This is a genomic window from Globicatella sulfidifaciens DSM 15739 (assembly GCF_900167405.1).
Classification (GTDB): domain Bacteria; phylum Bacillota; class Bacilli; order Lactobacillales; family Aerococcaceae; genus Globicatella; species Globicatella sulfidifaciens.
This window is the reverse complement of sequence record NZ_FUWO01000003.1, coordinates 56,566-80,345: the sequence shown is the minus strand read 5'-3', so window position 1 is coordinate 80,345 and position 23,780 is coordinate 56,566. Positions and strand designations below refer to the sequence as shown.

22 protein-coding genes are annotated in these 23,780 nt (G+C 34.8%); 1 reads left to right on the top strand and 21 read right to left on the bottom strand.

Annotated features, from left to right (window positions below; all coding sequences use genetic code 11):
* Window positions 1-89: 89 nt before the first annotated feature.
* The 15 genes from greA to rpsB form a co-directional block, all read right to left on the bottom strand.
* A complete protein-coding gene (gene greA / locus B5D12_RS02500; protein WP_078755341.1) occupies window positions 90-569 on the bottom strand; it encodes a transcription elongation factor GreA in 480 nt (159 codons plus the stop codon).
* A gap of 72 nt (window positions 570-641) precedes the next feature.
* The gene (udk, locus tag B5D12_RS02495) at window positions 642-1,265 is read right to left on the bottom strand and encodes a uridine kinase (protein WP_078755340.1); all 624 of its coding nucleotides are present in this window, start codon (window positions 1,263-1,265) and stop codon (window positions 642-644) included.
* Window positions 1,266-1,383: 118 nt separating this feature from the next.
* Window positions 1,384-2,643: an endolytic transglycosylase MltG gene (gene mltG / locus B5D12_RS02490; protein ID WP_078755339.1), complete on the bottom strand. Its 1,260-nt coding sequence runs from the start codon at window positions 2,641-2,643 to the stop codon at window positions 1,384-1,386.
* 231 nt (window positions 2,644-2,874) lie between these two features.
* Window positions 2,875-3,177 carry a DUF1292 domain-containing protein gene (locus B5D12_RS02485; RefSeq protein WP_066123959.1) on the bottom strand — a complete coding sequence of 101 codons (303 nt, stop codon included), beginning with the start codon at window positions 3,175-3,177 and terminating at the stop codon, window positions 2,875-2,877.
* 14 nt (window positions 3,178-3,191) lie between these two features.
* A complete protein-coding gene (ruvX, locus tag B5D12_RS02480) occupies window positions 3,192-3,632 on the bottom strand; it encodes a Holliday junction resolvase RuvX (RefSeq protein WP_078755338.1) in 441 nt (146 codons plus the stop codon).
* The gene (locus B5D12_RS02475) at window positions 3,632-3,898 is read right to left on the bottom strand and encodes an IreB family regulatory phosphoprotein (RefSeq protein WP_066123963.1); all 267 of its coding nucleotides are present in this window, start codon (window positions 3,896-3,898) and stop codon (window positions 3,632-3,634) included. The genes ruvX and B5D12_RS02475 overlap by 1 nt, the downstream gene beginning before the upstream one ends.
* Before the next feature lie 526 nt (window positions 3,899-4,424).
* Window positions 4,425-7,082, bottom strand: coding sequence for an alanine--tRNA ligase (gene alaS / locus B5D12_RS02470; protein WP_078755337.1), 2,658 nt, complete (start codon window positions 7,080-7,082; stop codon window positions 4,425-4,427).
* 367 nt (window positions 7,083-7,449) lie between these two features.
* A complete protein-coding gene (locus B5D12_RS02465) occupies window positions 7,450-8,253 on the bottom strand; it encodes a Cof-type HAD-IIB family hydrolase (RefSeq protein WP_078755336.1) in 804 nt (267 codons plus the stop codon).
* 438 nt (window positions 8,254-8,691) lie between these two features.
* Complete coding sequence (locus tag B5D12_RS02460; RefSeq protein WP_159443839.1) at window positions 8,692-9,588, bottom strand: aldose 1-epimerase family protein; 897 nt, start codon at window positions 9,586-9,588, stop codon at window positions 8,692-8,694.
* 23 nt (window positions 9,589-9,611) lie between these two features.
* Window positions 9,612-11,012, bottom strand: a complete 1,401-nt coding sequence (gene hslU / locus B5D12_RS02455; RefSeq protein ID WP_078755334.1) for an ATP-dependent protease ATPase subunit HslU — start codon at window positions 11,010-11,012, stop codon at window positions 9,612-9,614.
* A 13-nt stretch (window positions 11,013-11,025) separates the two neighbouring features.
* Complete coding sequence (gene hslV / locus B5D12_RS02450) at window positions 11,026-11,550, bottom strand: HslVU peptidase proteolytic subunit (protein WP_078755333.1); 525 nt, start codon at window positions 11,548-11,550, stop codon at window positions 11,026-11,028.
* The gene (xerC, locus tag B5D12_RS02445) at window positions 11,551-12,465 is read right to left on the bottom strand and encodes a tyrosine recombinase XerC (protein WP_078755332.1); all 915 of its coding nucleotides are present in this window, start codon (window positions 12,463-12,465) and stop codon (window positions 11,551-11,553) included.
* Between the two features lie 445 nt (window positions 12,466-12,910).
* Entirely contained in the window at window positions 12,911-13,636 is a 726-nt protein-coding gene (gene pyrH, locus B5D12_RS02440) for a UMP kinase (RefSeq protein ID WP_078755331.1), read from the bottom strand.
* A 216-nt stretch (window positions 13,637-13,852) separates the two neighbouring features.
* Complete coding sequence (tsf, locus tag B5D12_RS02435) at window positions 13,853-14,734, bottom strand: translation elongation factor Ts (protein WP_078755330.1); 882 nt, start codon at window positions 14,732-14,734, stop codon at window positions 13,853-13,855.
* A 117-nt stretch (window positions 14,735-14,851) separates the two neighbouring features.
* Window positions 14,852-15,634 (bottom strand): 30S ribosomal protein S2, encoded by a 783-nt coding sequence (gene rpsB, locus B5D12_RS02430; RefSeq protein ID WP_071409046.1) that lies wholly within the window; start codon window positions 15,632-15,634, stop codon window positions 14,852-14,854.
* A gap of 215 nt (window positions 15,635-15,849) precedes the next feature.
* Between rpsB and B5D12_RS02425 the strand changes: the two genes are divergently transcribed.
* The gene (locus tag B5D12_RS02425; RefSeq protein WP_078755329.1) at window positions 15,850-17,223 is read left to right on the top strand and encodes an Mbeg1-like protein; all 1,374 of its coding nucleotides are present in this window, start codon (window positions 15,850-15,852) and stop codon (window positions 17,221-17,223) included.
* Between the two features lie 403 nt (window positions 17,224-17,626).
* On the opposite strand, the gene lepB is transcribed toward B5D12_RS02425, so the two are convergent.
* The 6 genes from lepB to dnaG all read right to left on the bottom strand — a co-directional run bounded on the left by lepB (window position 17,627) and on the right by dnaG (window position 23,775).
* On the bottom strand, window positions 17,627-18,217 hold the full coding sequence (gene lepB / locus B5D12_RS02420) for a signal peptidase I (RefSeq protein ID WP_078755328.1): 591 nt from the start codon (window positions 18,215-18,217) through the stop codon (window positions 17,627-17,629).
* Window positions 18,217-19,671, bottom strand: a complete 1,455-nt coding sequence (locus B5D12_RS02415) for a S41 family peptidase (RefSeq protein ID WP_159443837.1) — start codon at window positions 19,669-19,671, stop codon at window positions 18,217-18,219. Before B5D12_RS02415 ends, lepB begins: the two co-directional genes overlap by 1 nt.
* Window positions 19,672-19,673: 2 nt before the next feature.
* Window positions 19,674-20,390: a purine-nucleoside phosphorylase gene (deoD, locus tag B5D12_RS02410; protein ID WP_078755326.1), complete on the bottom strand. Its 717-nt coding sequence runs from the start codon at window positions 20,388-20,390 to the stop codon at window positions 19,674-19,676.
* A 30-nt stretch (window positions 20,391-20,420) separates the two neighbouring features.
* Window positions 20,421-20,633 carry a YozE family protein gene (locus B5D12_RS02405; RefSeq protein ID WP_234982895.1) on the bottom strand — a complete coding sequence of 71 codons (213 nt, stop codon included), beginning with the start codon at window positions 20,631-20,633 and terminating at the stop codon, window positions 20,421-20,423.
* A gap of 139 nt (window positions 20,634-20,772) precedes the next feature.
* Window positions 20,773-21,918, bottom strand: coding sequence for an RNA polymerase sigma factor RpoD (gene rpoD / locus B5D12_RS02400; RefSeq protein WP_078755324.1), 1,146 nt, complete (start codon window positions 21,916-21,918; stop codon window positions 20,773-20,775).
* A gap of 12 nt (window positions 21,919-21,930) precedes the next feature.
* Window positions 21,931-23,775 carry a DNA primase gene (gene dnaG, locus B5D12_RS02395; RefSeq protein WP_159443836.1) on the bottom strand — a complete coding sequence of 615 codons (1,845 nt, stop codon included), beginning with the start codon at window positions 23,773-23,775 and terminating at the stop codon, window positions 21,931-21,933.
* Window positions 23,776-23,780 lie beyond the last annotated feature (5 nt).

Below are 23,780 nucleotides of genomic sequence, written 5' to 3'. Positions count from 1 at the left end.
TAAAAGACTCAATAGACTTTAGTCGGAAAATAAAAAAAGTGAAGCATACTATTCGATAAAAACAGTATCCTTCACTTCTTAAATAACTACTATTTTTTTGAAACTTTTACTACTTTTACGTCAAATGAGCCACCAGGTGTTTCCACTGTTACCGTATCATTCACTTTGGTTCCTAATAAAGCAACTGCAATAGGTGATTCATTTGAAATTTTAGCTTCTAATGGATCTGCTTCGGCGCTCCCCACGATCGTATAAGTTTCTTCTTCACCGTCTGGTAATTCAATAAATGTAACGGCGCGTCCTAAAGTCACAACATCATCAGCTACATCTTTATCATCAATAATTTCTGCAAATCGAATCATATTTTCTAAAGTTGAAATACGTCCTTCGACGAATGCTTGTTCATCTTTAGCAGACTCATATTCTGAGTTTTCAGATAAATCCCCAAAACTTCTAGCGATTTTAATACGTTCGATAATTTCTTTTCTTTTTACTACTTTTAACTCTTCCAGTTCAGCTTCTAATTTAGCTTTCCCTTCTTGTGTCATTGGAAATACTTTTTCTTCCAATCTGTCTCCTCCTAATACAACTTAATGTCAAAATTTAGTGTTATCATAACACGTTCCTATATGTTTGTAAATTTAATTTTCTAAAATAGATCTAACCTTTGTGGCTAATAAATCGATGGCCACTTGGTTATAACCACCTTCTGGAATAATGATATCGGCATAACGTTTAGTGGGCTCAACAAATTGATGGAACATGGGTTTAACCACTTCAACATATTGATTAATCACTGAATCAACGGTTCTGCCACGCTCATTAATATCGCGTAAAATTCGACGAGCTAAGCAAATATCACTATCAGTATCAACATAAATTTTAATATCTAATAAATCCCTTACTCTTTTATCATCCAAGATCAAGATGCCTTCAACAATAATTACATCTCGTGGCTCTTGATGAATTGTTTCCGTACTTCTGGTGTGGTTGGCAAAATCATAAACCGGTTTATCGATTGTTTCACCCTTCATTAGTTTTTCTAGATGTTCGATAAACAGATTGTTATCAAATGCTAATGGGTGATCGTAATTGGTCTTTAATCTTTCTTCGAATGGTAAATGTGTTTGATCTTTATAATAAAAATCTTGTTGCAATACAAGTATCGACATTTCAGAAAAAATTTCTAAAATGCGTTTACTAACACTGGACTTTCCACTACCTGACGCACCCGATACACCAATGACAATTGGTCTCTTGGACATTATTGAATTACCCCCAATTAAAATATAAAGGAAGGTTGGCGAGATTTCTCGACCAACCTTCAAGTTAAAATATAACTAAATTTTAACCGTATTTGCTTATAACACTAACATTAAACCATTATTCTGATGATTCGTCAACTACTTCTGGCATAGTTTCTTCATTTTCTGGTGATAATGTAGTAGTTTCTGGTGATTCTGATTCATTTTCATTCTCACTTTGAGCCCGTTCTATCGATTCTTGACGCTTATTGACATATTCTTCAACCAAGGCATCATGCTCTTCAATAGTGGCAGAATAATAAATATCACCGGTATCTAAATCCGCCACAAAGTAATAATAATCATTCCATGTTGGATTGAGCACTGCTTGTATCGCGGACATACTTGGTGAATTAATCGGCCCTGGGGTCAATCCATTATACATATAAAGATTATAAGGTGAATCTACCTGCGTATCCTCAATCGTTACAAATTCTTTATGCTTATCTAAGGCATAGAGTACGGTAATATCACTTTGAATCGGCATCCCTGCTTCCAAACGGTTAAAGAATACCCCGGCAATCATCGCCCGATCATCATCCGTTACGCCTTCACGTTCAACAATCGAAGCTAGTGTTAAAATTTGATGATAGGTCATCCAATGAACGTCTACTTGTTCGCGTACTTCTTGGAAACGTAAATTCGCCGTTTCAACCATTTTAGTAATTAATTCATTAGCACTCATACCGGCTATATAATCATACGTTGCTGGATATAAATATCCTTCTAAGATATAACGTACCCCTTCATGTTCCTTAATTCCTTCCATCAATGAAGGGAATTTGGTAATTAAACTATCGATAAAAGTTTCATCATTAACTGTTTTTAGAAATTCTTCTTCCGTGATGGAAGTATTTTCAGATACTAGTTTTGCGATGTCTTTAACTTGCATACCTTCTATGACCGTAATCTTTTTATCCACATCCACGAAAACTGGTTTACCACCCGCTTTTAACTGTTCGATGATTTGATCAGCATCCATAGTTTGACTAAATTCATAAGTTCCGGCTTGTAAGTCAGATAAGTTTTTTGATCTCATATAAAATCTAAAAATCTCAGCATTTTTAATTAAGTTATTTTCTTTTAATAAATTAGCAATATCTGAACTTGAACTACCGATAGGGACTGTCACTTCAACCTTTTCACTATTATCAAGGTTTACAGGTTTTAAAGATTGAGAATAATACCAATAAAACCCACCCATTGTTAAGAGTAAGGTGATTGTAATCCCTAATATGATGAATTTTACAATTCGGTTTGTCCATTTTTCTTCTTTTAAACTAAGAGTTTCACGTTTTTTAGCTTCTTCTCTCAATTTTTTCCAATCTATATTACCCACTTAGTACCTCCTACAAGGCTTTTTAAAAATTATATCAAATTTTGAAAATGATAGCTATTAATAAACAGTTACAAATTGTTGTTATATATTGATATAAAAACTAAAAGGAGCAGAGAACCCAATTTTAGTAATAAAAATTGGATTAGACTCTACTCCATCATACTTGATTAAAAATAATTTTGACTAACTATTTATAAATTCTATGATTGCACTAAAGTTATTAAAAAATTATTATTCGTCTTCTTCAGCTAAGAATGTATTTAAGACTTCCTCAACCATATCCCATTCAGCATCCGTTTCAATTGGACCTAATGCACCAGAAGTGCCATCTTCTTGCTCAACATATGAAAATGCTTGTAATTCGATATCTTCATCGTCTGATGCGCCTGCAGGATAAACTAAAACATAACTTTTACCGTAGTCATCAGAATCAAAAGTAAATAAAATCTCGTATAAAGATTCATTTCCCTCTTCATCAATAATCGTAATATACTCATTTTCATCGTGTTCATGATGATCGTGTGTATGTGGCATAAATAATTGCTCCTTTATAATTTACTCTTCTTATCTAAATAATTTTGCAAAATAATCACTGCCGCTAGCTTATCAATGACTTGTTTTCGTTTCTTTCTTGAAACATTCCCTTCATCGATTAACATTCTTTCAGCTTGGCTAGTAGTTAAACGTTCATCTTGAAACTCAATCTTTATTTCTGGCATTAAATCTTTCAATCTATCGCCATAGGAACGACTCGCTTCCACTCGTGGTCCTTCAGTATTATTCATATTTTTAGGTAATCCAATCACGACGGTGTCGACATCATATTCTTTAATCAGACTCATTATTCTTGGATAACCAAAATCGCCACTGGTTTCATCGATCCTAATAGTTTCTAAACCTTGAGCAGTCCATCCCAATAAATCACTAACCGCAATTCCTACGGTATGACTGCCAACATCTAGTCCCATAGTTCGTTTATATTTTGCCATTATAATTCTTTATCTTGATGGGTAATGTAATAAGTCAATACTTTCTCTAAAATTTCATCACGTTCATGACGTCGAATTAAATTTCGCGCATCATTATGACGCGGAATATATGCTGGGTCTCCAGATAGTAAGAATCCAACGATTTGATTAATCGGGTCATACCCTTTTTCTTCTAAAGCAGCATATACTTGCTCAAGTGTCTCACGAACAGTCTTTTTATTTAAATCATCTAATTTAAACATAATTGTTTCGTCTAAAGTTTGCATAATTTCACCATCCCTTTCATTGTTAATATTATACACCATTTTTTTAATTTTTGACAATTATTTATTAAATTGTACAAGAATCATCGTAAAAAGAGTGAAAATTTTAGGCTTTTCTTCTCAAAAATAGCAATTTTCTCCCACTCTGAGTGTTATTACAATGCTATCTTATCATAAAATCAAACTCAAATGCTAACTATTTGATTTTATGTTTCAATCAATTTTAAAGTCTGCACAAAAATTGATTAATTCATTCAAGTGATTGTGCATTAATGGTCATTGCAGTGCTTGGATGATAGCAACCTGTATTTTAAAGACAAATTTTAATACAATAAAACTTACGGTCTTCTAGACAAACGTAGCGAAAATCAAGCGATTATCTCATTATGGCCATTGGCTAAAAAAAGAGTAGCAAGCACAATCCACGATTATCCTTCACTACTCTTTTAATCACGATATTAATCCATTAAGTTTCTATTTACAGTCGATTATGGATTATAGGTTATTTCATCGAGCTGGCATTTGACTCTTACAATTCAATCACTTCGGCTAATAGTGTTGGGATTTGTTCCATTAAGTTTGGAATTTGGTCGGGTTGTTTACCTCCCGCTTGAGCCATTTGAGGACGTCCTCCGCCGCCACCGCCAACAATTTTAGCTAATGGTTTAATTAAATTACCTGCTTTAAGACCACCTTGAACCGCTTCGTCAGACACAAAGACCATCATATTCACTTTATCTTCAGCCACTTTGGATACTAAGACTAAGACATCTGAAGCTGCTTTTTGACGCCAAACATCCCCTAATTGTCTTAAAGCATCCATGTCTTGACCATCTAGATTAGCTTTAATTACTTGATATTCACCAATGGTCGACACATCGTTAAAGATGTCATCCGCGCCTTGCTGTAATAATTTGCTATTAAGTGACTCTATTTTACTGTGAGCATCTTTTAATTCATGTTGAAGTTGTTCGATGCGGTTAAGTAATTGATTCGCTTGCGATACTTTTAAAGCCGCTTGAACATCATGTAAGAGCTGTTCTTGTTCTTGATAATAACGGATGGCTGCACCTGCTGTGATCGCTTCGATACGACGAATACCAGCCCCAATACCTGATTCAGATAATAATTTAAATGTCCCAATTTCTTGAGTATTTGATACATGAGTACCACCACATAATTCAATAGAAGAATTACCAATATTGACGACGCGTACAATATTACCATATTTTTCACCAAATAATGCCATAGCACCTAAAGCTTTAGCCTCATCGATTGGCATCTCACTAATGTCCACATCGATAGCCGCTTGAATGTTTTGGTTAACATGTTGCTCAATGCGAACCAATTCCTCTTCCGTCACTTTACCAAAATGAGAGAAGTCAAAACGTAGACGATCTGGTCCAACATAAGAACCAGCTTGATTAGCATGACTGCCTAACACATCTTTAATTGCTTTATGTAATAAATGCGTTGCGGTATGATTCTTATTAGTATTGATACGATGTTGACGATCTACAGCTAAAGTATAAGATTGTTCCTCATTCAAAGGTAGAGCTTTCGTTTGAATTAAATGCATGAACTGACCATTAGGAGCTTTTTTAACATTTAAGACTTCACCTAAGATTTCTTCACCATCAAAAATATAACCTTTATCAGCAATTTGGCCACCCATCTCAGCGTAAAACGGACTACGATTGAAGATAACCCATCCTTGACTTTCTTTTGGTAATTGTTCAATGCGTTTATTATCTTGTACGATGGCTTTAATCGTAGCGTTGCTAGATAATTGTATATAACCAACGAATTCAAATTCAGATTCGATATTACGGAAGACGTCTGTTTGTACACTCATACTTTCCTCATTTGAACGAGCTGCACGGGCACGTTCACGTTGAGCTTCCATTTCTACTGCAAAACCTGAAGTATCAACTGTAAATTGATTATCAGCTGCTAATTCTTCCGTTAATTCTAATGGGAACCCGAAAGTATCATATAATTGGAATGCTTGCGGTCCTGAAATTTCTGTTTCATTGTTTTGTCGAGCTGTTTCAATGATGTCTAATAAGTGCTTTTCACCTTCTTCAATCGTTTCATGGAAACGTTCTTCTTCATTTAAGATTACCTTCTGAACAAATTCCATATTTTGATTTAACTCTTGATAATAATCACCCATTATTTCCACGATAATTGGGACTAATTTTGATAAGAATTTATTCGTGATTCCTAATTTACGCCCATGCATCACGCTACGACGGATTAAACGACGTAAAATATAACCGCGACCTTCGTTGGATGGTAAAGCCCCATCACTAATAGCAAACGTTACTGCACGAATATGATCCGCAATCACTTTAAAGCTTACTTGTTTATCGCCAGCACTTTCATATTCAATGCCATCCGTTAACTTCGCTATCGCATCAATAATTGGTATGAATAAGTCGGTTTCAAAGTTTGTTGGAACATCTTGAATAACCGAAGCCATCCGTTCTAATCCCATACCCGTATCGACGTTTTTATTTGGTAATGGTTGGTAAGTATCATCTGGTAAATGGTTAAACTCAGAGAATACTAAATTCCAAATTTCTAGCCAGCGTTCATTTTCTCCACCTGGATAATTTTCAGGGTCATCAGCCGCTAGATTATTGTATGCTTCACCACGGTCATAAAAAATTTCTGTATCAGGACCACAAGGACCCGCTCCAATATCCCAAAAATTATCTTCAACCGGTACTAGATGATCCGCAATAAAACCTGGTTGTTGCTTCCAAATCTCAGGGGTTTCTTTATCTTCTGGATAATATGTCATGTATAATTTTTCTGGTTCAAAATTTAACCATTTTTCCGAAGTTAAAAATTCCCATGCCATCGCAATGGCTTCTTCTTTAAAATAATCTCCGATTGACCAATTACCTAACATTTCAAATAAAGTATGGTGACGTGCAGTATAACCCACGTTTTCAATATCATTGGTACGGATACATTTTTGTGAGTTGGCAATCCGTGGATTGGAAGGAACTTCGGTTCCATCAAAATATTTTTTTAGTGTCGCCACACCTGAGTTAATCCATAATAATGTTGGGTCATTGACAGGGATTAATGAAACACTCGGACGAATTTCATGTCCTTTTTCAGCAAAGAAATCTAAATACATTTGACGAATTTGATTGCTTGTTAATTTTTTCATGCTGTTCTCTCCTTAAAAATATAAAAAGAACCGTTATATACAAGGGCGTTTTGTCGCGGTACCACCTTGCTTATAACGATTCATCATTATGTCTTTCTTATTCTTTAACGCAGAATTTACGCTAATTTTTCAATTAGTAAAAACATGAGGTAGCACTAATTTGAATGATATCTTTCACCTAACGATATCTCTCTTTAAGCACAAATTAATATGTCCTTTGTCTCCTACATTATAGTTGACTTAAGCCTGCTATGTCAAGCCTTATTCAAACTAACAAAATGAGTCTTTTTATTGGATTGTTTCTATTTTGACTGTTAAAAATAGTTTTATTAAGGTTTCCCAATAGATTCATTTAAGCTGGTTAATATTATGGGAAATATTTATCAATAATCGGAATTAAGCCATCTTCATCATTAGATAAAGTAATTTCATCAGCTAATGACTTCAAATAGTCGGTAGCGTTGCCCATCGCAACCCCTACTCCAGCGACTTCTATCATCGCAGCATCATTATTACCATCACCACAAGCTACAACATTTTCAGTTGTATAGCCTAAGTGCTCTACTAATGTTTCAATCGCGGTTCCTTTATTAACTTCTTTATGCATAAATTCAATAAAAAATGGTAATGAAGTAGTAGCATAAGTATGTTGACCAAATTTACCTTGTAATTCTTGGTCACAACGCGCCACATCTTCTGGTTTACCTACACCGATAAATTTTAATTGTGGTGTGTCAATATTAGCAATGTATTCCGCATCATAACGCATTGGTAACTTTGTTAAATAAGCTTCAACATCCGAATTTTCACGTTCTTTATCAACAACAATCGAATCTTTATCGTAAGCGATGACCGATAAATTGTTTTTCTGTAAAAACTCAATGATGTCTTTTTGTTCTGAAACTTCTAGACGCTTATTATAAAGTTCTTTTTCATCACTCATACGCGTAATAACCGCACCATTAAATGAAATAATATACGATTCGTTCGCATCTAAATGTAAATCTTTGGCCGTTTTTAACATTGAAGCTGTAGGACGACCACTAGCTAATACTAAAATATAGCCTTTCTTTTGTAATAACATTAATTTATCACGAGTCGCTTCAGTTAGTTGATTGGTACTGGTTAATAAAGTGCCGTCGATGTCTAAAATTAAAAATCTGTAATCCATAATACGCTCCTTTAGTTCAATTTGCCACTTTATTATACCCAATTATGCCAAAAAGGTAAACAAAAGCAAAACCTTACCCATTTTGGTAAAGATAAGCCTCCATGATAATGATTTATTTTTCTGGAAACTGCCAGGGCTTTTCGGAGTTTACACCGTTTAAGTATAATGCCATTTACATTGTCTCACTATTGCGTCTATATTAGAAAAAAGCGGGAGTAGGCAAGAAGTAGAAAAATTGAATGGTTTTCACTTCATCTGCCCACCCCCGTGTATTGAATAGGTGTCAAACTAGTTATTAAGGTGCCGTTTTAGATAATCTCAACTACTGCGCTAAAAAATAATCACATGGAACCAAACGGCATTTTTAACATTATTCCAAACTAAACTTTCAAATCATTCAGATTAATCGTTATATAAAGCCTTGACTAACCTGCAAAACTAGCAAATACCTTTTTCAAATGTTAATGTATAATCATGCGTTTTGATACTACCAGGATTTAATTGATTAATCGCATATTTCTCAGTCAATTCTCCCGTACTATTGGTCGTATCTGCTAAACCTGCCCAAGGTTCGATACAGACAAAACCACCTTTTTTAGGATAAGAAGACCAAATGCCCACTAAATTTAGCTGATTAGGATTCATGGTGATTTTGACTTCGTTATTTGGATCATTCAAAACAACTTTAGTATCTTTGGCTAATAAAAAGATTTGGGCATCACGCTTAAATGTTTTATGTAAAATAGGATTGTTATTGACATTAATGTATTTTGCCTTATTTAAATCAGCTGAACCATTCACTAATGGTATATTTAAATAGCTACCAGCCGGTTCGAATGTATAACTGACGTCGACAAACTCAGGTTGACCAGTTTTTGGACGGTGATGGCTAACATTAAATGCCGGATGCCCTCCTACACTATAATATAGCACTTGGTCAGTAGCTGGATTGAGAACTTCATAACTAACCGATACTTTGTCTTCAAATAAAATATATGTAATTTGAAAACTAAATTCAAAAGGATAAACTTTTAACGTTTCTTCATTACTTTTTAAATAGAATGTTGCTGAATTATCTGTAACAGCTTGCGTTTGAAAGGTCATTCTACGAGCAAAACCATGGCGAGGTAATTCGTAAGTCTTGCCTTGATATTGATATTGATTGTTTTTTAATTCACCTACAATTGGAAATAAAACCGGTGCTGTCCCATTCCAATAACGCTTATCGCCTTGCCACATAAATTCATAGTTTGACTCATTATCAATGACCGAACGCAATTCAGCACCTAATTCACTAATTTTTACTGTTAAACGGTCATTCTTTAAAATAATCATCTTCTCACACTCCATTTGTTCTACTATAAAATATAATGGCTTAAGTCGCGATTTTCAACTATTTTTTCTAATTTTTGAGTTACATATTTTTCATTAATTAATATTTCGCCCATTTGCATATCAGCCGATTCGAATAATAATTCCTCTAATACTGTTTCTAAAATAGTATGTAGACGTCTTGCACCAATATTATCGGTATTTTGATTTAATAAGACGGCATATTCAGCCATTTTATTAATTGCTCCTTCATCGAAAGAAATATTTACTCCTTCCGTAGCAATTAAAGCTTCATATTGTTTAATTAGAGCATTTTTAGGTTCACTTAAAATTCTGACAAAGTCTTCTTTAGTTAAATCATGTAAATTAACACGAATTGGGAAGCGACCTTGTAATTCTGGAATTAAATCTGATGGTTTTGATACATGAAAAGCCCCACTTCCAACAAATAAAATATGGTCGGTGTTAATGATGCCATATTTGGTTTGAACTTGACTCCCTTCAACGATTGGCAAAATATCTCTTTGAACTCCTTGTCGGCTGACTTCACCGGAATTTTGATTTTTGGTGGCAATTTTATCCATCTCATCAATAAAAATAATCCCGTTTTCTTCTGCTAATTTTAATGCTTTTTGTTGAATATCATCCAAGTTAACTAAGCGATCTGCTTCTTCCTCCGTTAATAAGGCCACCGCTTCTTTTACTGTAACGGTGCGTTCAATTTTCTTTTTAGGTTTTAAGGCATTTAAACTTTCTTGCATATCCATCATTTGTTCCATGGCAGGATTTAAGCTTGTTAATTGCATTTTCTTTTCTTCAAGTTTGATGGTGACTTCATGATTATCTAATAAACCATCACGGATTTGTTGTCTAATTTGACGACGTGAACTGGCTACTTCATCACTTACAATTTCTTCCGGTTCTTCATCCGTTTGGGGTTGCATTGCTTTAAACATCTCCCCAAACATGCCTAAATTTGGTGTCGTATTATTGGCCTTTTTTTCTACTTTTTGACCTGGTCTTAATGCTTTCGCAATTCTTTCAATCGCTTTGGCTTCGGCTTTGTCGTGAACCGCTTCGTGTTCCTGTGCTTTTACTAGGCGAATACTATTTTCTACTAAATCACGCACCATTGATTCAACATCGCGTCCGACATAGCCTACTTCAGTATATTTAGTCGCTTCCACTTTAATAAATGGCGCTTGAGTAATGGTTGCTAATCGACGAGCAATTTCTGTTTTACCCACACCGGTTGGGCCGATCATTAATAAATTTTTGGGTTTTACTTCATGTTTCATCTCATCATCTAATTTTAAACGACGTACACGATTTCTTAGCGCGACTGCTACAGCTCTTTTTGCTTCATCTTGTCCGATAATATATTTATTTAATTCATTTACTACTTCTTTTGGAGTTAAATCTTTCATATAGCCACCTCTTCTATGCTTCTTCTACAATAATTTGATCATTAGTAAAGATATCAATTTCGCCAGCAATTCTTAATGCTTCATAAGCAATTTCTTTCGCTGATAAATCATTGTCGTGTCTTACTAAGGCTCGCGCTGCAGCTAATGCAAAATTTCCACCTGAACCAATCGTTAACACGCCATCATCCGGTTCGATAACTTCTCCAGTTCCACTGACCAATAGCATGGTTTCTTTATTCATAACAATGAGTAATGCTTCTAACTTTTGTAAACCACGATCTGTTCGCCATTGTTTAGCGACTTCTACTGCTGCTCTAGTCAATTGCCCTTGATGTGCTTCTAGTTTTTCTTCAAACATTTCAGACAGAGTAATCGCATCCGCAACGCCTCCGGCGAACCCAATCACCACCTCATTATGATAGATACGGCGTAATTTACGAGCCGATGATTTCATAATGACTTTTTCACCCATCGTAACTTGGCCGTCGCCAGCCATTGCTAATTGATCATTCTTTTTAACTGCACAAATTGTTGTCATTTATTCATTCTCCTTTGTCTTTCTTCTGGCTCTAGGATGAGCGTTTAAATAGGCTTGTCTCATCTTATCCGTACTTAAATGAGTATATATTTGGGTTGTTCTTAAATTTTCATGGCCTAACATTTCCTGAACACTTCTTAAATCTGCTCCATTATTCAATAAATGTGTAGCAAAAGTATGTCTAATTTTATGAGGATATATCGCCGCATTTAAACCAGCCGCTTGATTAATCTCACATAAAATCTTCCTAATGTGATCGGGCTTTAACGGTTGTCCTTTTTGATTAATAAATAATTGATGAACGCTCGGATCATGATGATGTTCTTGGCGCCAGGTTGCTTGATATTCTTTAATCGCCTTTAACGCCTTATCACCTAAGGGGACTATTCGTTCTTTATTCCCCTTTCCAATGACTCGAACTAACTGTACAGCGACATTAACTTGAGATACTTTTAAATCGCATAACTCACTTACCCGTAATCCAGAACTATAGAGTAATTCAATAATGGCAGCATCTCTTATCCGCGTATCTGTTTCCATTTGATAAGCAGTCTCAATCAATTTATTAATTTCTTCTTCATAAAAAAATTCCGGTAAACGCTGCTCTTTGGCTCTATAATGTATCAAATCAAGCGGATGACTTTCTAATACATCTTCTAACACCAAATAATTAAAAAAAGAACGTGCACTTGATAATTTTCTAGAAATAGTAGCAGGACGATATTGCTGTTCATTTAGAAAAGCTAAATAATAACGCATATCTTGATAAGTGACTTCAGAAACTTCGGTTGATCCGCTACTATCGAGAAATTGATACAGTTCATTTAAGTCTTTTTGATAAGAAATAATTGTATTCTCAGAATAACGTCGCTCATTTAGTAAATAAGCTAAAAAATTTTCAATATAAGTTTGCACGTTACCCCTCCTAGCACTCTTTTTATTATACATCAAATATAGTCAAATTTCCATGATACCAAAGACCGATTAAATTTTTTATCTGGGAATTCGATTGCAAATTTTTAATAATGTCTCACTAAGTTGTAAAATGATAGTACGGACAAGAAGTAGAAAATCGGATGATTGTCTACTTTTGGTCCACTCCCAACTGTGAGGGGGTAGGCCGACGAAGCGAAAATTATTCAATTTTCTACTTCTAGTCTACTCCCTCTTGCCATTCCCACGATTAAAAGACATTAGCGTATCCATTCTTAGATAACGATAGATGGGAGGCAATGTATGGCTATACTTTATACAAATACTTTCTACTATCATACTAAAATTTTGTCCATAATAAAAAGAGAAACTATCATCATCAACGATTTTCGTTAAATAGTTTCTCTTAATTTATTTATCGATTAAATTATTTTCCACTGACAGTAGTACCGATGTTTTCACCTAATACTACACGACGGATATTACCTGGTTCATTTAAATTAAAGACCACCAATGGAATGTCATTATCCATACTTAATGAGCTTGCTGTCGAGTCCATCACTTTTAATCCTTTAGAAATCACTTCTAAATGAGTTAAGTTATCATATTTAGTTGCCGAAGCATCTTCACGTGGATCAGCATTATAAACACCGTCTACATTGTTTTTCGCCATTAAAATAACATCCGCTTCAATTTCAGCTGCACGTAAAGCAGCCGTTGTATCAGTAGTGAAATAAGGATTCCCAGTTCCACCAGCAAAGATAACGACACGTTTTTTCTCTAAATGACGCATTGCACGACGTCGAATATAAGGTTCAGCAATCTGGCGCATTTCAATTGAGGTTTGTACACGTGTTGGTACATCATTATTTTCTAAAACATCTTGTAATGCTAATGCGTTCATCACAGTGGCTAACATCCCCATATAGTCTGCTTGCGCGCGATCCATACCCATTTCCGAACCAATGTTTCCACGCCAAATATTACCGCCACCGACTACGATAGCAATTTCAACACCTAATTCATAAACGTCTTTTATTTCAGCGACCATTTCTTTAATTACTAAGGGATTGATGCCAAACCCTTTCTCTCCAGCGATTGCTTCGCCCGATAATTTTAATACAACACGTTTATATTTTGGCTCTTGTGTCATGTTAATATTCTCCTTCCATCGATACCTAAAAAAAAAGCGGTTTATAAACTGAACTTTATCCCTTTCAATCTTAAGTCCACTCCGCATAAATAGCAAAGGTTGAATCCGTTAACATCGAAATTCCATTCATTGAATCAACCGATAAGTATCTTATTTAAACAATGAGGCTTGGCAAGAAAGTGTACACTTTTTACCAAGCCCCAACTGTTATATTAGTTATTTTTTCATTTGTGCTGCTACTTCGTCAGCAAAGTTTTCTTGGCGTTTTTCCATACCTTCACCCACTAAGAAACGAGTGAATTTAACTACTTTACCGCCTTTTGCTGAAGCGTATTGACCAACAGTTTGATCGCCATCTTTAACAAATGGTTGCTCAGTTAAACTAATTTCAGCTAAGTATTTGTTCATACGACCTTTAATCATTTTTTCAACGATTTCAGCTGGTTTACCTTCGTTTAAAGCAATTTCAGTTTGAATTTTTTCTTCGTGAGCATAATCTTCTTCAGATACATCCTCACGGCTTACATATTTAGGATTCATAGCAGCAATATGCATTGCAATATCTTTTGCTACTACTTCATCTGTTGTACCTTCGATTAATGTTAAGACACCGATACTACCATCAGTATGGACATAAGTACCAAATGCATCGTTATCAGTTTTTGTGTAAATTTCAAAACGACGTAATGAAATTTTTTCACCGATTGTGTTAATTGCATTGATAATTAAGTTTTCAACAGTTTCACCGTTTACGTCTAAAGCTAAAGCAGCTTCTAAGTCTGCTGGTTGTGTTTTAGCAATTGTTTCAGCTAAAGTTTCAACTAATTCTTTGAATTGATCGTTACGTGTTACGAAGTCTGTTTCAGCGTTTACTTCGATTAAAGCAGCTGTATTACCATCTACATAGAATGCTGTAGTTCCTTCTGCAGCAATACGGTCAGCTTTTTTACCTGCTGAAGCTAATCCTTTTTCACGTAAAAAGTCGACAGCTTTATCCATATCTCCATCAACTTCAACTAATGCTTTTTTAGCATCCATCATTCCGACACCGGTCATGTCACGTAATTCTTTAACTAATTTAGCTGTAATTTCTGCCATTTAATATATCCTCCTAATGATATTTATAAATAAACCATCTTAACACAGGTCCCAGCTCACTAAGCCTATGGTTTATGCCTGAATTAAGATGGATAAAAACACTATTTCAAAAAGTGATTATTCAGCACTTTCTTCTTCAACAGATTCTTCTTTGTTATCGAATAAATTATCAAAGAATTCTGTGTCAGTTGTTTCGTCTGTCGCTTCGTTTGCAATTTCACCTTGGTTTGATTCAATAATTGCATCTGCCATAGCGTTAGTAATTAATTTAATTGCACGAATTGCATCATCGTTTGATGGGATAACAACATCGATTTCATCTGGATCACAGTTTGTATCGACCATCGCCACGATTGGAATATTTAATTTATGAGCTTCTTGAACAGCAATACGTTCTTTACGAGGATCCACGATGAAGATTACATCTGGAATTCTTGGCATATCTTTAATACCACCTAAGAATTTTTCAAGACGTTCTTGTTCTTTTAAGATTTCTCCAACTTCTTTTTTAGGTAAAACTTCAAAAGTTCCATCTTCAGCCATTTTTTCGATTTCTTTTAAGCGACGAATACGGCCTTGGATTGTATCCCAGTTAGTTAATAATCCACCTAACCAACGGTGGTTAATATAGTATTGACCTGATTTAACGGCTGCTTCTTCAACCGCTTGTTGTGCTTGTTTTTTAGTACCTACAAATAACACTACATTTCCATCAGCACTAGCTTCGCGCATATAATTATATGCTTCATCTACTAATTTTACTGTTTTTTGTAAGTCAATGATATAAATACCATTACGCTCAGTAAAGATGTAGCGTTTCATTTTAGGGTTCCAACGACGTGTTTGGTGTCCAAAGTGTACACCAGCTTCTAACAATTGTTTCATAGAAATAACTGCCATAATAAAATTCCTCCATTTGGTTTTTGATATCCTCCGAATCTGTCATCTAATGAACCGACTTATCCCTAAGCACCTGGTTCATCATCCAGAATTCGTGTGAATTGGTTTAACACCGTTTCTCATTTTACATGATTCCTATTAAGAATGCAAGTTAAAATTGCGTTTTATCGATAATTACGATAAAATTATACTAGCTGATTCAAAGGGGGTCCATTATGGCAACTTTATTTCATTATATCGATCAAGTGAAAGAAATCGAACTCACACCTAACAATTTAAATGAAGTGGATATTTTAATTATTAATGAGTTAACTTATCTACCTTTTGATTTGTATTTATCACCAAAAAACAATTATCAAAACCCTAAAATGCTCTATGATTTATTTAAAGAATATCAATTAAATTCTAAATTACATCATATTGAAAATGCCATTTTAGTGACTGAAAAACGCTATAAATTATTTGAGAAAGTTGCCGAGGCACCGCGTTACCGAGACATATCGGTTTTTAATTTTGTTAACCATTTCAGTGAGAAAAATAATAAGCAATTTTGTGCTTTAACTTATCGTTTACCCGGCAATCAATTATTAGTTTCCTATCGAGGTACCGATGATACCTTAGTAGGATGGAAAGAAGATTTTAAATTAGCCTATGAAGAAGATATTCCTTCTCAATTAGAAGCGAAAAAATATATCTCTTCTATCATCAAAGAGGTAGCCGAGGATGCATTAATGATCAGTGGTCACTCTAAGGGTGGCAATCTTGCGCTAATAGCGGGTCTATCATTACCTACAGATGTCATCGAAACAAGATTTCTGCATTTATACTTATTTGACAGTCCAGGTCTAACCGCTTCTCAAATTCATCTTCCCGAATACCAAGCGTTAAAGCCTTATATTTATCGCTATATTCCGGAAGATTCGGTTGTAGGTAAGATGATGTTTCATGACATCAAACCTATTATTGTAAAAAGTAATCATATTAGTGTTTTTCAACATGATATTATGCATTGGCGTATCCAAGATACTCAAATTGAAAGAACGACGCAAACGACTGATGCGAGTAATATTATTGACCGGACCTTAAAGCAGTGGTGCAATCAGTACAGTGCGACCGAATTAGCAACATTCTTTGATTTTGGTTTTCAATTACTGGAATTAGCTGGTGCCAAAACATTAAATGATATTTCCAAAGACCTTTTAGACTTCATTAAAAAAGTTAACCTTGTAAAAGCTGATATCGATAACGAGAAAAAAGAACAATTCATGACCATCGGCAATCAATTATTAGCGATATGGAAGGAAAATTATCATCAACATCAAAAAGAAAAAATTCATTCTATTCATACTGATGTTTCTTATTTTTTCGAAAATCTATCAGATAAAACGCGTGACACTTTCAATCTCGATCAAATAAGTGAAAAATTACCGCAATCTTTAAAATTAACTAATTTGGAACAATTGACCGATAAACTACCGTCTAAATTGTCTCTTAATCCAGTCGATGGTATTGGCCATCGGATATCATCAAAATTAAATATTGATGTCTTTGCTGATTGGCTAGAAAATTTCAATCAAAATAAACATTAACATTCTAGCAAAATGATCGTTTATGCTTATACAAATGGGGTTATATTTTGAATAAGTATAAAAATCGATACGAATAATGGATTGATTACTTCATTTACAATGGTAAATATATTTCATTAAATTATCAAAATAACCGGACGGATATTTTATCTAAGTCCAGCACGGCACAATAAGACTTCTGATGTAACTAATTTGAAGAACTAAGGCTCTATACTTTTTGGTTTAGGTGAACAGAGTCATTTCTATTTATCCATACCATTTGACAAAGAGCCAGAACTAATACGATTATTAAACAAACAATTCTTTCTACTCAATTCACATAAAAAGCTGAATGCTTATTCATCACGGTATCTTACAGTTACATCTAAGATACTTTGATAAAGCATTCAGCTTATTTTATTGATTACTCAACCATGACTTGCCCCGTCGCGTCTAATTGATAATGATTGAGTTTTTTGATTTGATTAAAAGGAAAATATACAATCGACGTTTCACCTTGAATAGACTCAATCGGGACTAAACCAAATTGGCGACTGTCACCAGAAGCCGGTCGATTATCCCCCAATACAAAATAATATCCTTCAGGAATTACTTCCTCTCCTATGGTATCCCATAAGCTAAAATCTTGCGTAAAAATTCCTTCCGTTTGCGATTTTAAAGGCTCTAAGTATGGTTCCGCAATGGGCTGATTATTTATATACAAAACATCATCTTTCACATAAAGACTGTCTCCAGGTAAGCCGATTAAGCGCTTGACATACGATTGTCCTGAACCCATTGGATCGGGAAACACTACAATATCAAAACGATCAATTTTAGTTTGCTTTAATAAAAGCATTTGACTTCCATCTGTTAAGGTTAAATCCATTGAATGACCTTCAACTTGAAAAGGCTGAACGAGATAACTTTTAATAATCAAAAACAAGACTACTGCGATGGTAATGGAAAATAAGAGGTTAATGAACTCATTAAAAAGTGAACGCACTACTCGCATTATTCCGTTACCTGTAACAGTGTTTCCAATGCTTTATCATATTGAACATCATGATTATTTAAATATTCTCTCGCTTCATTATTCAGTAAATTAGCCGTATCACCAGTAATAATGCCGTCGGCTTCCAAATTATTTTTCTCTTGGAATGCTTTAACCGCTTGGGTCACTGATTCATCAAAGAGATAATCGGAATTAATTTCATAACCTAAGGATTTTAAGATTAAAATAGCTGTTTTGGTATAATCGGAGGCATCGCCTTCTTTGACTTCTTCTTTACTATTTAATGAAATAGAATTAGCTAATGGCTCGTTTTCCACTTCAACTGTAGGGGTAATACCTGTCTTGTGAATCCACATACCAGATGGCGTTAACCATTTAGCAACCGTTAATTTTAATTCACCAAAATCAGACTGATTGGTTATATTTTGAGCGGTTCCTTTGCCGAAGGTTGTCATACCTACTAAAGGATTATCGGTATTTTCAGAAATGGCAGCCGATAAAATCTCACTTGCAGATGCACTTCCTTCATTAATTAACACCACATACGGTTCGTCAATTTGAAATTTGCCATAAGCTTTATCATTAGCAGCATAAGCAATCGGCTCTTTGTCCTGTTCTTGCATTTGAACAATGATATCACCGTCTTTAAGAAACATATTGGAAATAATAATCGCCTGATCTAATAATCCTCCAGGATTATTACGTAAGTCAAAAATAAAGCGTTTCGCACCATCTTTGCGCAATTGACTCACGGCTTCTTCGATTTCATCAGCAGTGGTGCTAGCAAATTGAGTAATTTGAACATAACCAATTGTCGGTTCATTCTCATCAAGTTTACTTTCTACTGAAATTAAAGGGATTTCTGCACGCTCTACTTCTACTTCAAAAGTACTGGATCCTCTTTGAATTTTAAGATTAACTTTGGTCCCAATTTCACCTCGAATATGTTTAACCACTTCATTCGAATTCATATCGGTTAACGACACACCATCGGCTTCCAAAATAATATCATTGGCTCTTAATCCTGCTTTATCTGCTGGGGTATCCGCAATTGGACTAATAATGGTGACTAAGCCATTTTGAGTCATAATTTGAACTCCAATTCCTGTAAAGGAACCTTCAATTGTTTCATCGAATTGTGCCGATTCATCACTATCCAAGTACTCTGAATAAGGATCTCCTAATGAACGGACCATCCCATCCAATGCTCCTTGTAAGAGCGCTTCTTTATTCACATCTTCAATATAATTATCTAAAATACTATTGTAGACATCTTCAATAAGCTTAAAATCCTCATCTTCTAATGGCGACTCGTCTACTTCAACGGTTGTTTCCACTACCGTGGTTTCCTCTTCTGTCTTCGTTTCAGCAATTACGATCGTAGTTGGGATCATGTTAGCTAATAATAATAAGGTAACCATTGAATGTAGTGTAAGTTTTTTTAACAATGACATCATTATGCCTCCAATTTTACGGCTGTTTCTAAAGCTATCTCCATCATTTGAGTAAAAGTTGTTTGTCTTTCTTCAGCGGTTGTTTCTTCGCCAGTTAAAATATGATCGGAAATCGTACACATCGTTAAGGCTTTTTTATTGTGTTTAGCGGCTACTGCATAGATACCGGCTGCTTCCATTTCAACGGCCAACACGCCATAACGGGCTAATTTTTTCTTATCCATTTCTTCATTATAAAAACGATCACTCGATAAAATATTTCCAACATGAATGCCTTGTACAGCTGATTTTTCAGCAATATGATAGGCAATGTCCAAAACTTCAAAAGAAGCAATCGCTGAGTAATGAACTTGACCTTCGAAAATATTGCTTAAAGCACTAGAATCAGTGGTTGCCCCCATTCCAAAAACAATATCACGCACTTTAACTTCCTCTTTCATTCCACCAGCTGTTCCGATACGAATGATCGTTTCAACACCATATTCTTGATATAATTCTTCAGCATAAATCATTGCTGAAGGAATTCCCATACCTGAACCTTGTACCGAAACCTTTACCCCTTTATAAGTTCCGGTATAACCGAACATATTACGGACGGTATTATATTGAACCACATCTTCTAAAAATGTTTCCGCAATAAATTTGGCTCTTAACGGATCTCCTGGGAATAAAACAGTTTTGGCAATAGCCCCTTTTTCTGCAGCAATATGTGTACTCATTTTTTTCCACTCCTAGTTTAATTAATAATTTTAATATTGATATTGATTCCAAGCATCATCAAATATGCTCAATAATTTTGAATAATGACTATTTTCTTCCATATATTTCGAAATAACTTCAAAATCAGTTTCATGTTTTGGAAAAGAAATATCCTGATGTATCGCATTTGCTAAACGACTCATTGGATCTTTCGCATCAAAATCAGTATATTTTCGTATAAATTGATAAAAAGTTTGTTCCAAAGGACACCTCACCATCTTATTTAATATCATATAATTCATATTATAACATGATTTAAAATAAACAAGCGAATATTTTTATTTTTATCGAAATAAAGCACTTAAGATAGCAATAGGCCATCTTAAGTGCTTGAGCATAAGTCTACTCTAAAAAGTCTTTCAATTGATTAGAACGACTTGGGTGACGTAATTTTCTTAAAGCTTTGGCTTCAATTTGACGAATACGTTCACGAGTAACGCCGAATACTTTACCCACTTGCTCTAAAGTGCGAATATTCCCATCATCTAAACCAAAACGTAAACGTAATACATTCTCTTCACGGTCGGTTAATGTATCTAAAACATCTTCTAATTGCTCACGCAATAAGGCAGAAGAAGTAAAAGTTTCTGGGCTCATTGCTGCTTCGTCTTCAATAAAGTCTCCTAAATGGGAGTCATCTTCTTCACCAATTGGCGTCTCTAAAGAAACAGGTTCTTGAGCAATCTTCAAGATTTCACGAACTTTTTCTGTCGAAAGGTCCATTTCCGCCCCGATTTCTTCTGGTGTCGGTTCACGTCCTAAATCTTGTAATAATTGACGCTGAACACGTACTAATTTATTAATCGTTTCCACCATGTGCACTGGGATACGGATTGTTCTGGCTTGATCAGCAATTGCACGGGTAATTGCTTGACGAATCCACCATGTTGCGTATGTTGAGAATTTAAAACCTTTTGTATGGTCAAATTTCTCCACCGCTTTCATCAGTCCCATGTTACCTTCTTGAATAAGGTCTAAGAATTGCATACCACGGCCGACATAACGTTTGGCAATTGAAACTACCAAACGTAAGTTCGCTTCTGCTAATTCTTGTTTTGCCAGTTCATCACCTTGATTAATACGAATCGCCAATTCAACTTCTTCTTCACCGCTTAATAATGGTACGCGCCCAATTTCTTTTAAGTACATACGAACGGGGTCACTTACTTTTAATTTAGTTGCAGCGGCTTTTTCAGCTGCGGTTGGTTCAGGTTCATCAACTTTAACATCTTCTTCGTTGATCATTTGTTGTTTAGTCGGTCCACCATCTTCACCTACAACCGCGATTCCATTATCTTCTACTTTTTGAATTAATTTATTCATATCATCAGCATCCAAACCATACTTACTTGCGATTTGGTCTGATAAATCATCGTATTTAATTTGGCCAATTAATTTACGTTCAGCGATTAATCGCTTTACAGCTTCTTCATAGGAGACGCTAACTTCATTAGTTGTTTCTTTAAGATTATCTTTCTCTTCAGCCATACGCCCAACTCCTTAAATCTTTATTTGTCTCGTTAAACGAAGTATTTCTACCATTGCTTCAGATACTTCTGTTTTTCTACCTTCTTTTTGGAAAGTCTTTAATCGCTCTTTCCACTCGAGAATTTCTTGCTCTATAAAGGATTGTTTAATGACTTTAAAACAATCACTCATGACCACATCATCATAAGATAATTGTCTAGCGTCCCATATAATATCCCTATAAAGTTGTTGTAACTCATCTTCTAATTCCTGTTCCAATCCTGTCATCGGAAATGACAGCCCTTTATCATAGTAATAATATTCTAACTTAAAAAATAATTCTTGGAAATAAGGATGATAAAAAATAGGTTGCTTATAATGTTGTTCCAAATAAAACCAAGCATCTTGATGATAAATCAAATTCTGGATAATCAATTTTTCTGCTTCATAAGCCCTTTTTGATTGAATTGTTAATTCTTTTCTTTCTACGATTTGACTAAAAGCGCGATCTGTACTATCAAAATTTATTTCATTATCATTAGTTGATGAATAATAAGAATTACCTTGATTTGAATGCTGTTTGGAACGAGCAATCTGTTCTTTAACTATGGCTTCATCAATGCCATATTCTTTCACAATATCTTGAATTCTTAATTGTTGTTCAATAGGTGATTCAATCATGGCAATTAACCCAATCACCTTTTCAATATATTGAGCTAATCCTTGTTCGTCTTGTAAATTGAATTGTGTTTTTAAAAACTCTCGTTGAAAACTGAAACGGTTGTTAGCATTTTGAATTAATTGCTTTAAAGCTTCCCCACCATTCGCTTGGAGCCATTCATCTGGGTCCATTCGGTTAGGGATGCGCACACTCTTGAAATGTTTATTCTTAAAAGGAAGACTCAATTCAAAGGCGCGATTGGTCGCATTTTGACCGGCATCATCACCATCAAACACAAAAACAATTTCTTGTGCCATTTTCGTCAGTTGTTCGAGATGATGTGTAGTTAAACTAGTTCCCATGGTTGCAACACTATTCATGATGCCATTTTGATCCATTCGAATAACGTCCATAAATCCTTCACAAACAATAGCTTGTTTTAAACGTCTAATTTCAGGTCTTGCCAAATCTAAATTAAAAATTAACTGATTTTTTTGAAATATATCCGTTTCAGGTGAGTTGATATATTTAGACTCTGATTGAGTTTCTCCAAAAATACGACCAGAAAAACCTACTACCTTTCCTTGTTGATTACGTAGAGGAAAAACTACCCGTCCCCTAAAACGATCGACTAGGACTTGATCATCTTTTTGATAAAAAATACCGCTATTGACTAATTGTTGATTGCTATAACCTTCTTTTAGTAAATATTGATACAGCACTTCTGAGTTTTCAGGGGCCAATCCGATTAAATAACGTTCAATCATTTTTTTGTCAATCTGACGATCCGTTAAATATTTTAACCCATCACGTCCATTATTAGTTTGATTTAAATAATAAGCATAAAACGTAGCTGCTTTTTCATGTATTTCGAATAAATCTGCAAAACGTTCATTTTGTACAGACCCTTGATTAATATACCGGGGATCTAATGGTACACCAGAAAATTCAGCTGCTTTTTGGACTGCTTCAGGAAAACTGATGCCTTCTATTTCTTGCAAAAATGTAAAAACATTACCACCACGTCCACAACTAAAACATTTAAATATTTGTTTATCACTATGAATCGAAAAAGAAGGATTGCGGTCTTCATGAAATGGACAGGAACAAGAATAACTATTGCCTCGCTTTGTTAATTGAACATATTGTCCAATTACATCTACAATATCTGTTTTTTCTCTAATCTCATTAATGGTCTCTGCAGGAATAAAGCTCAATCGCT

Coding starts and splice junctions, on each gene's coding strand:
- udk (WP_078755340.1), bottom strand. CDS start 1,265: ATGTCCAAGAGACCAATTGTCATTGGTGTATCGGGTGCGTCAGGTAGT.
- B5D12_RS02485 (WP_066123959.1), bottom strand. CDS start 3,177: ATGCCACATACACACGATCATCATGAACACGATGAAAATGAGTATATT.
- ruvX (WP_078755338.1), bottom strand. CDS start 3,632: ATGGCAAAATATAAACGAACTATGGGACTAGATGTTGGCAGTCATACC.
- B5D12_RS02475 (WP_066123963.1), bottom strand. CDS start 3,898: ATGCAAACTTTAGACGAAACAATTATGTTTAAATTAGATGATTTAAAT.
- alaS (WP_078755337.1), bottom strand. CDS start 7,082: ATGAAAAAATTAACAAGCAATCAAATTCGTCAAATGTATTTAGATTTC.
- B5D12_RS02465 (WP_078755336.1), bottom strand. CDS start 8,253: ATGGATTACAGATTTTTAATTTTAGACATCGACGGCACTTTATTAACC.
- B5D12_RS02460 (WP_159443839.1), bottom strand. CDS start 9,588: ATGATTATTTTAAAGAATGACCGTTTAACAGTAAAAATTAGTGAATTA.
- hslU (WP_078755334.1), bottom strand. CDS start 11,012: ATGAAAGATTTAACTCCAAAAGAAGTAGTAAATGAATTAAATAAATAT.
- hslV (WP_078755333.1), bottom strand. CDS start 11,550: ATGACAACAATTTGTGCAGTTAAAAAGAATGATCAATTAGCAATGGCT.
- pyrH (WP_078755331.1), bottom strand. CDS start 13,636: ATGACACAAGAGCCAAAATATAAACGTGTTGTATTAAAATTATCGGGC.
- tsf (WP_078755330.1), bottom strand. CDS start 14,734: ATGGCAGAAATTACAGCTAAATTAGTTAAAGAATTACGTGACATGACC.
- rpsB (WP_071409046.1), bottom strand. CDS start 15,634: ATGGCAGTTATTTCTATGAAACAATTGTTAGAAGCTGGTGTACACTTT.
- B5D12_RS02425 (WP_078755329.1), top strand. CDS start 15,850: ATGGCAACTTTATTTCATTATATCGATCAAGTGAAAGAAATCGAACTC.
- lepB (WP_078755328.1), bottom strand. CDS start 18,217: ATGCGAGTAGTGCGTTCACTTTTTAATGAGTTCATTAACCTCTTATTT.
- B5D12_RS02415 (WP_159443837.1), bottom strand. CDS start 19,671: ATGTCATTGTTAAAAAAACTTACACTACATTCAATGGTTACCTTATTA.
- deoD (WP_078755326.1), bottom strand. CDS start 20,390: ATGAGTACACATATTGCTGCAGAAAAAGGGGCTATTGCCAAAACTGTT.
- rpoD (WP_078755324.1), bottom strand. CDS start 21,918: ATGGCTGAAGAGAAAGATAATCTTAAAGAAACAACTAATGAAGTTAGC.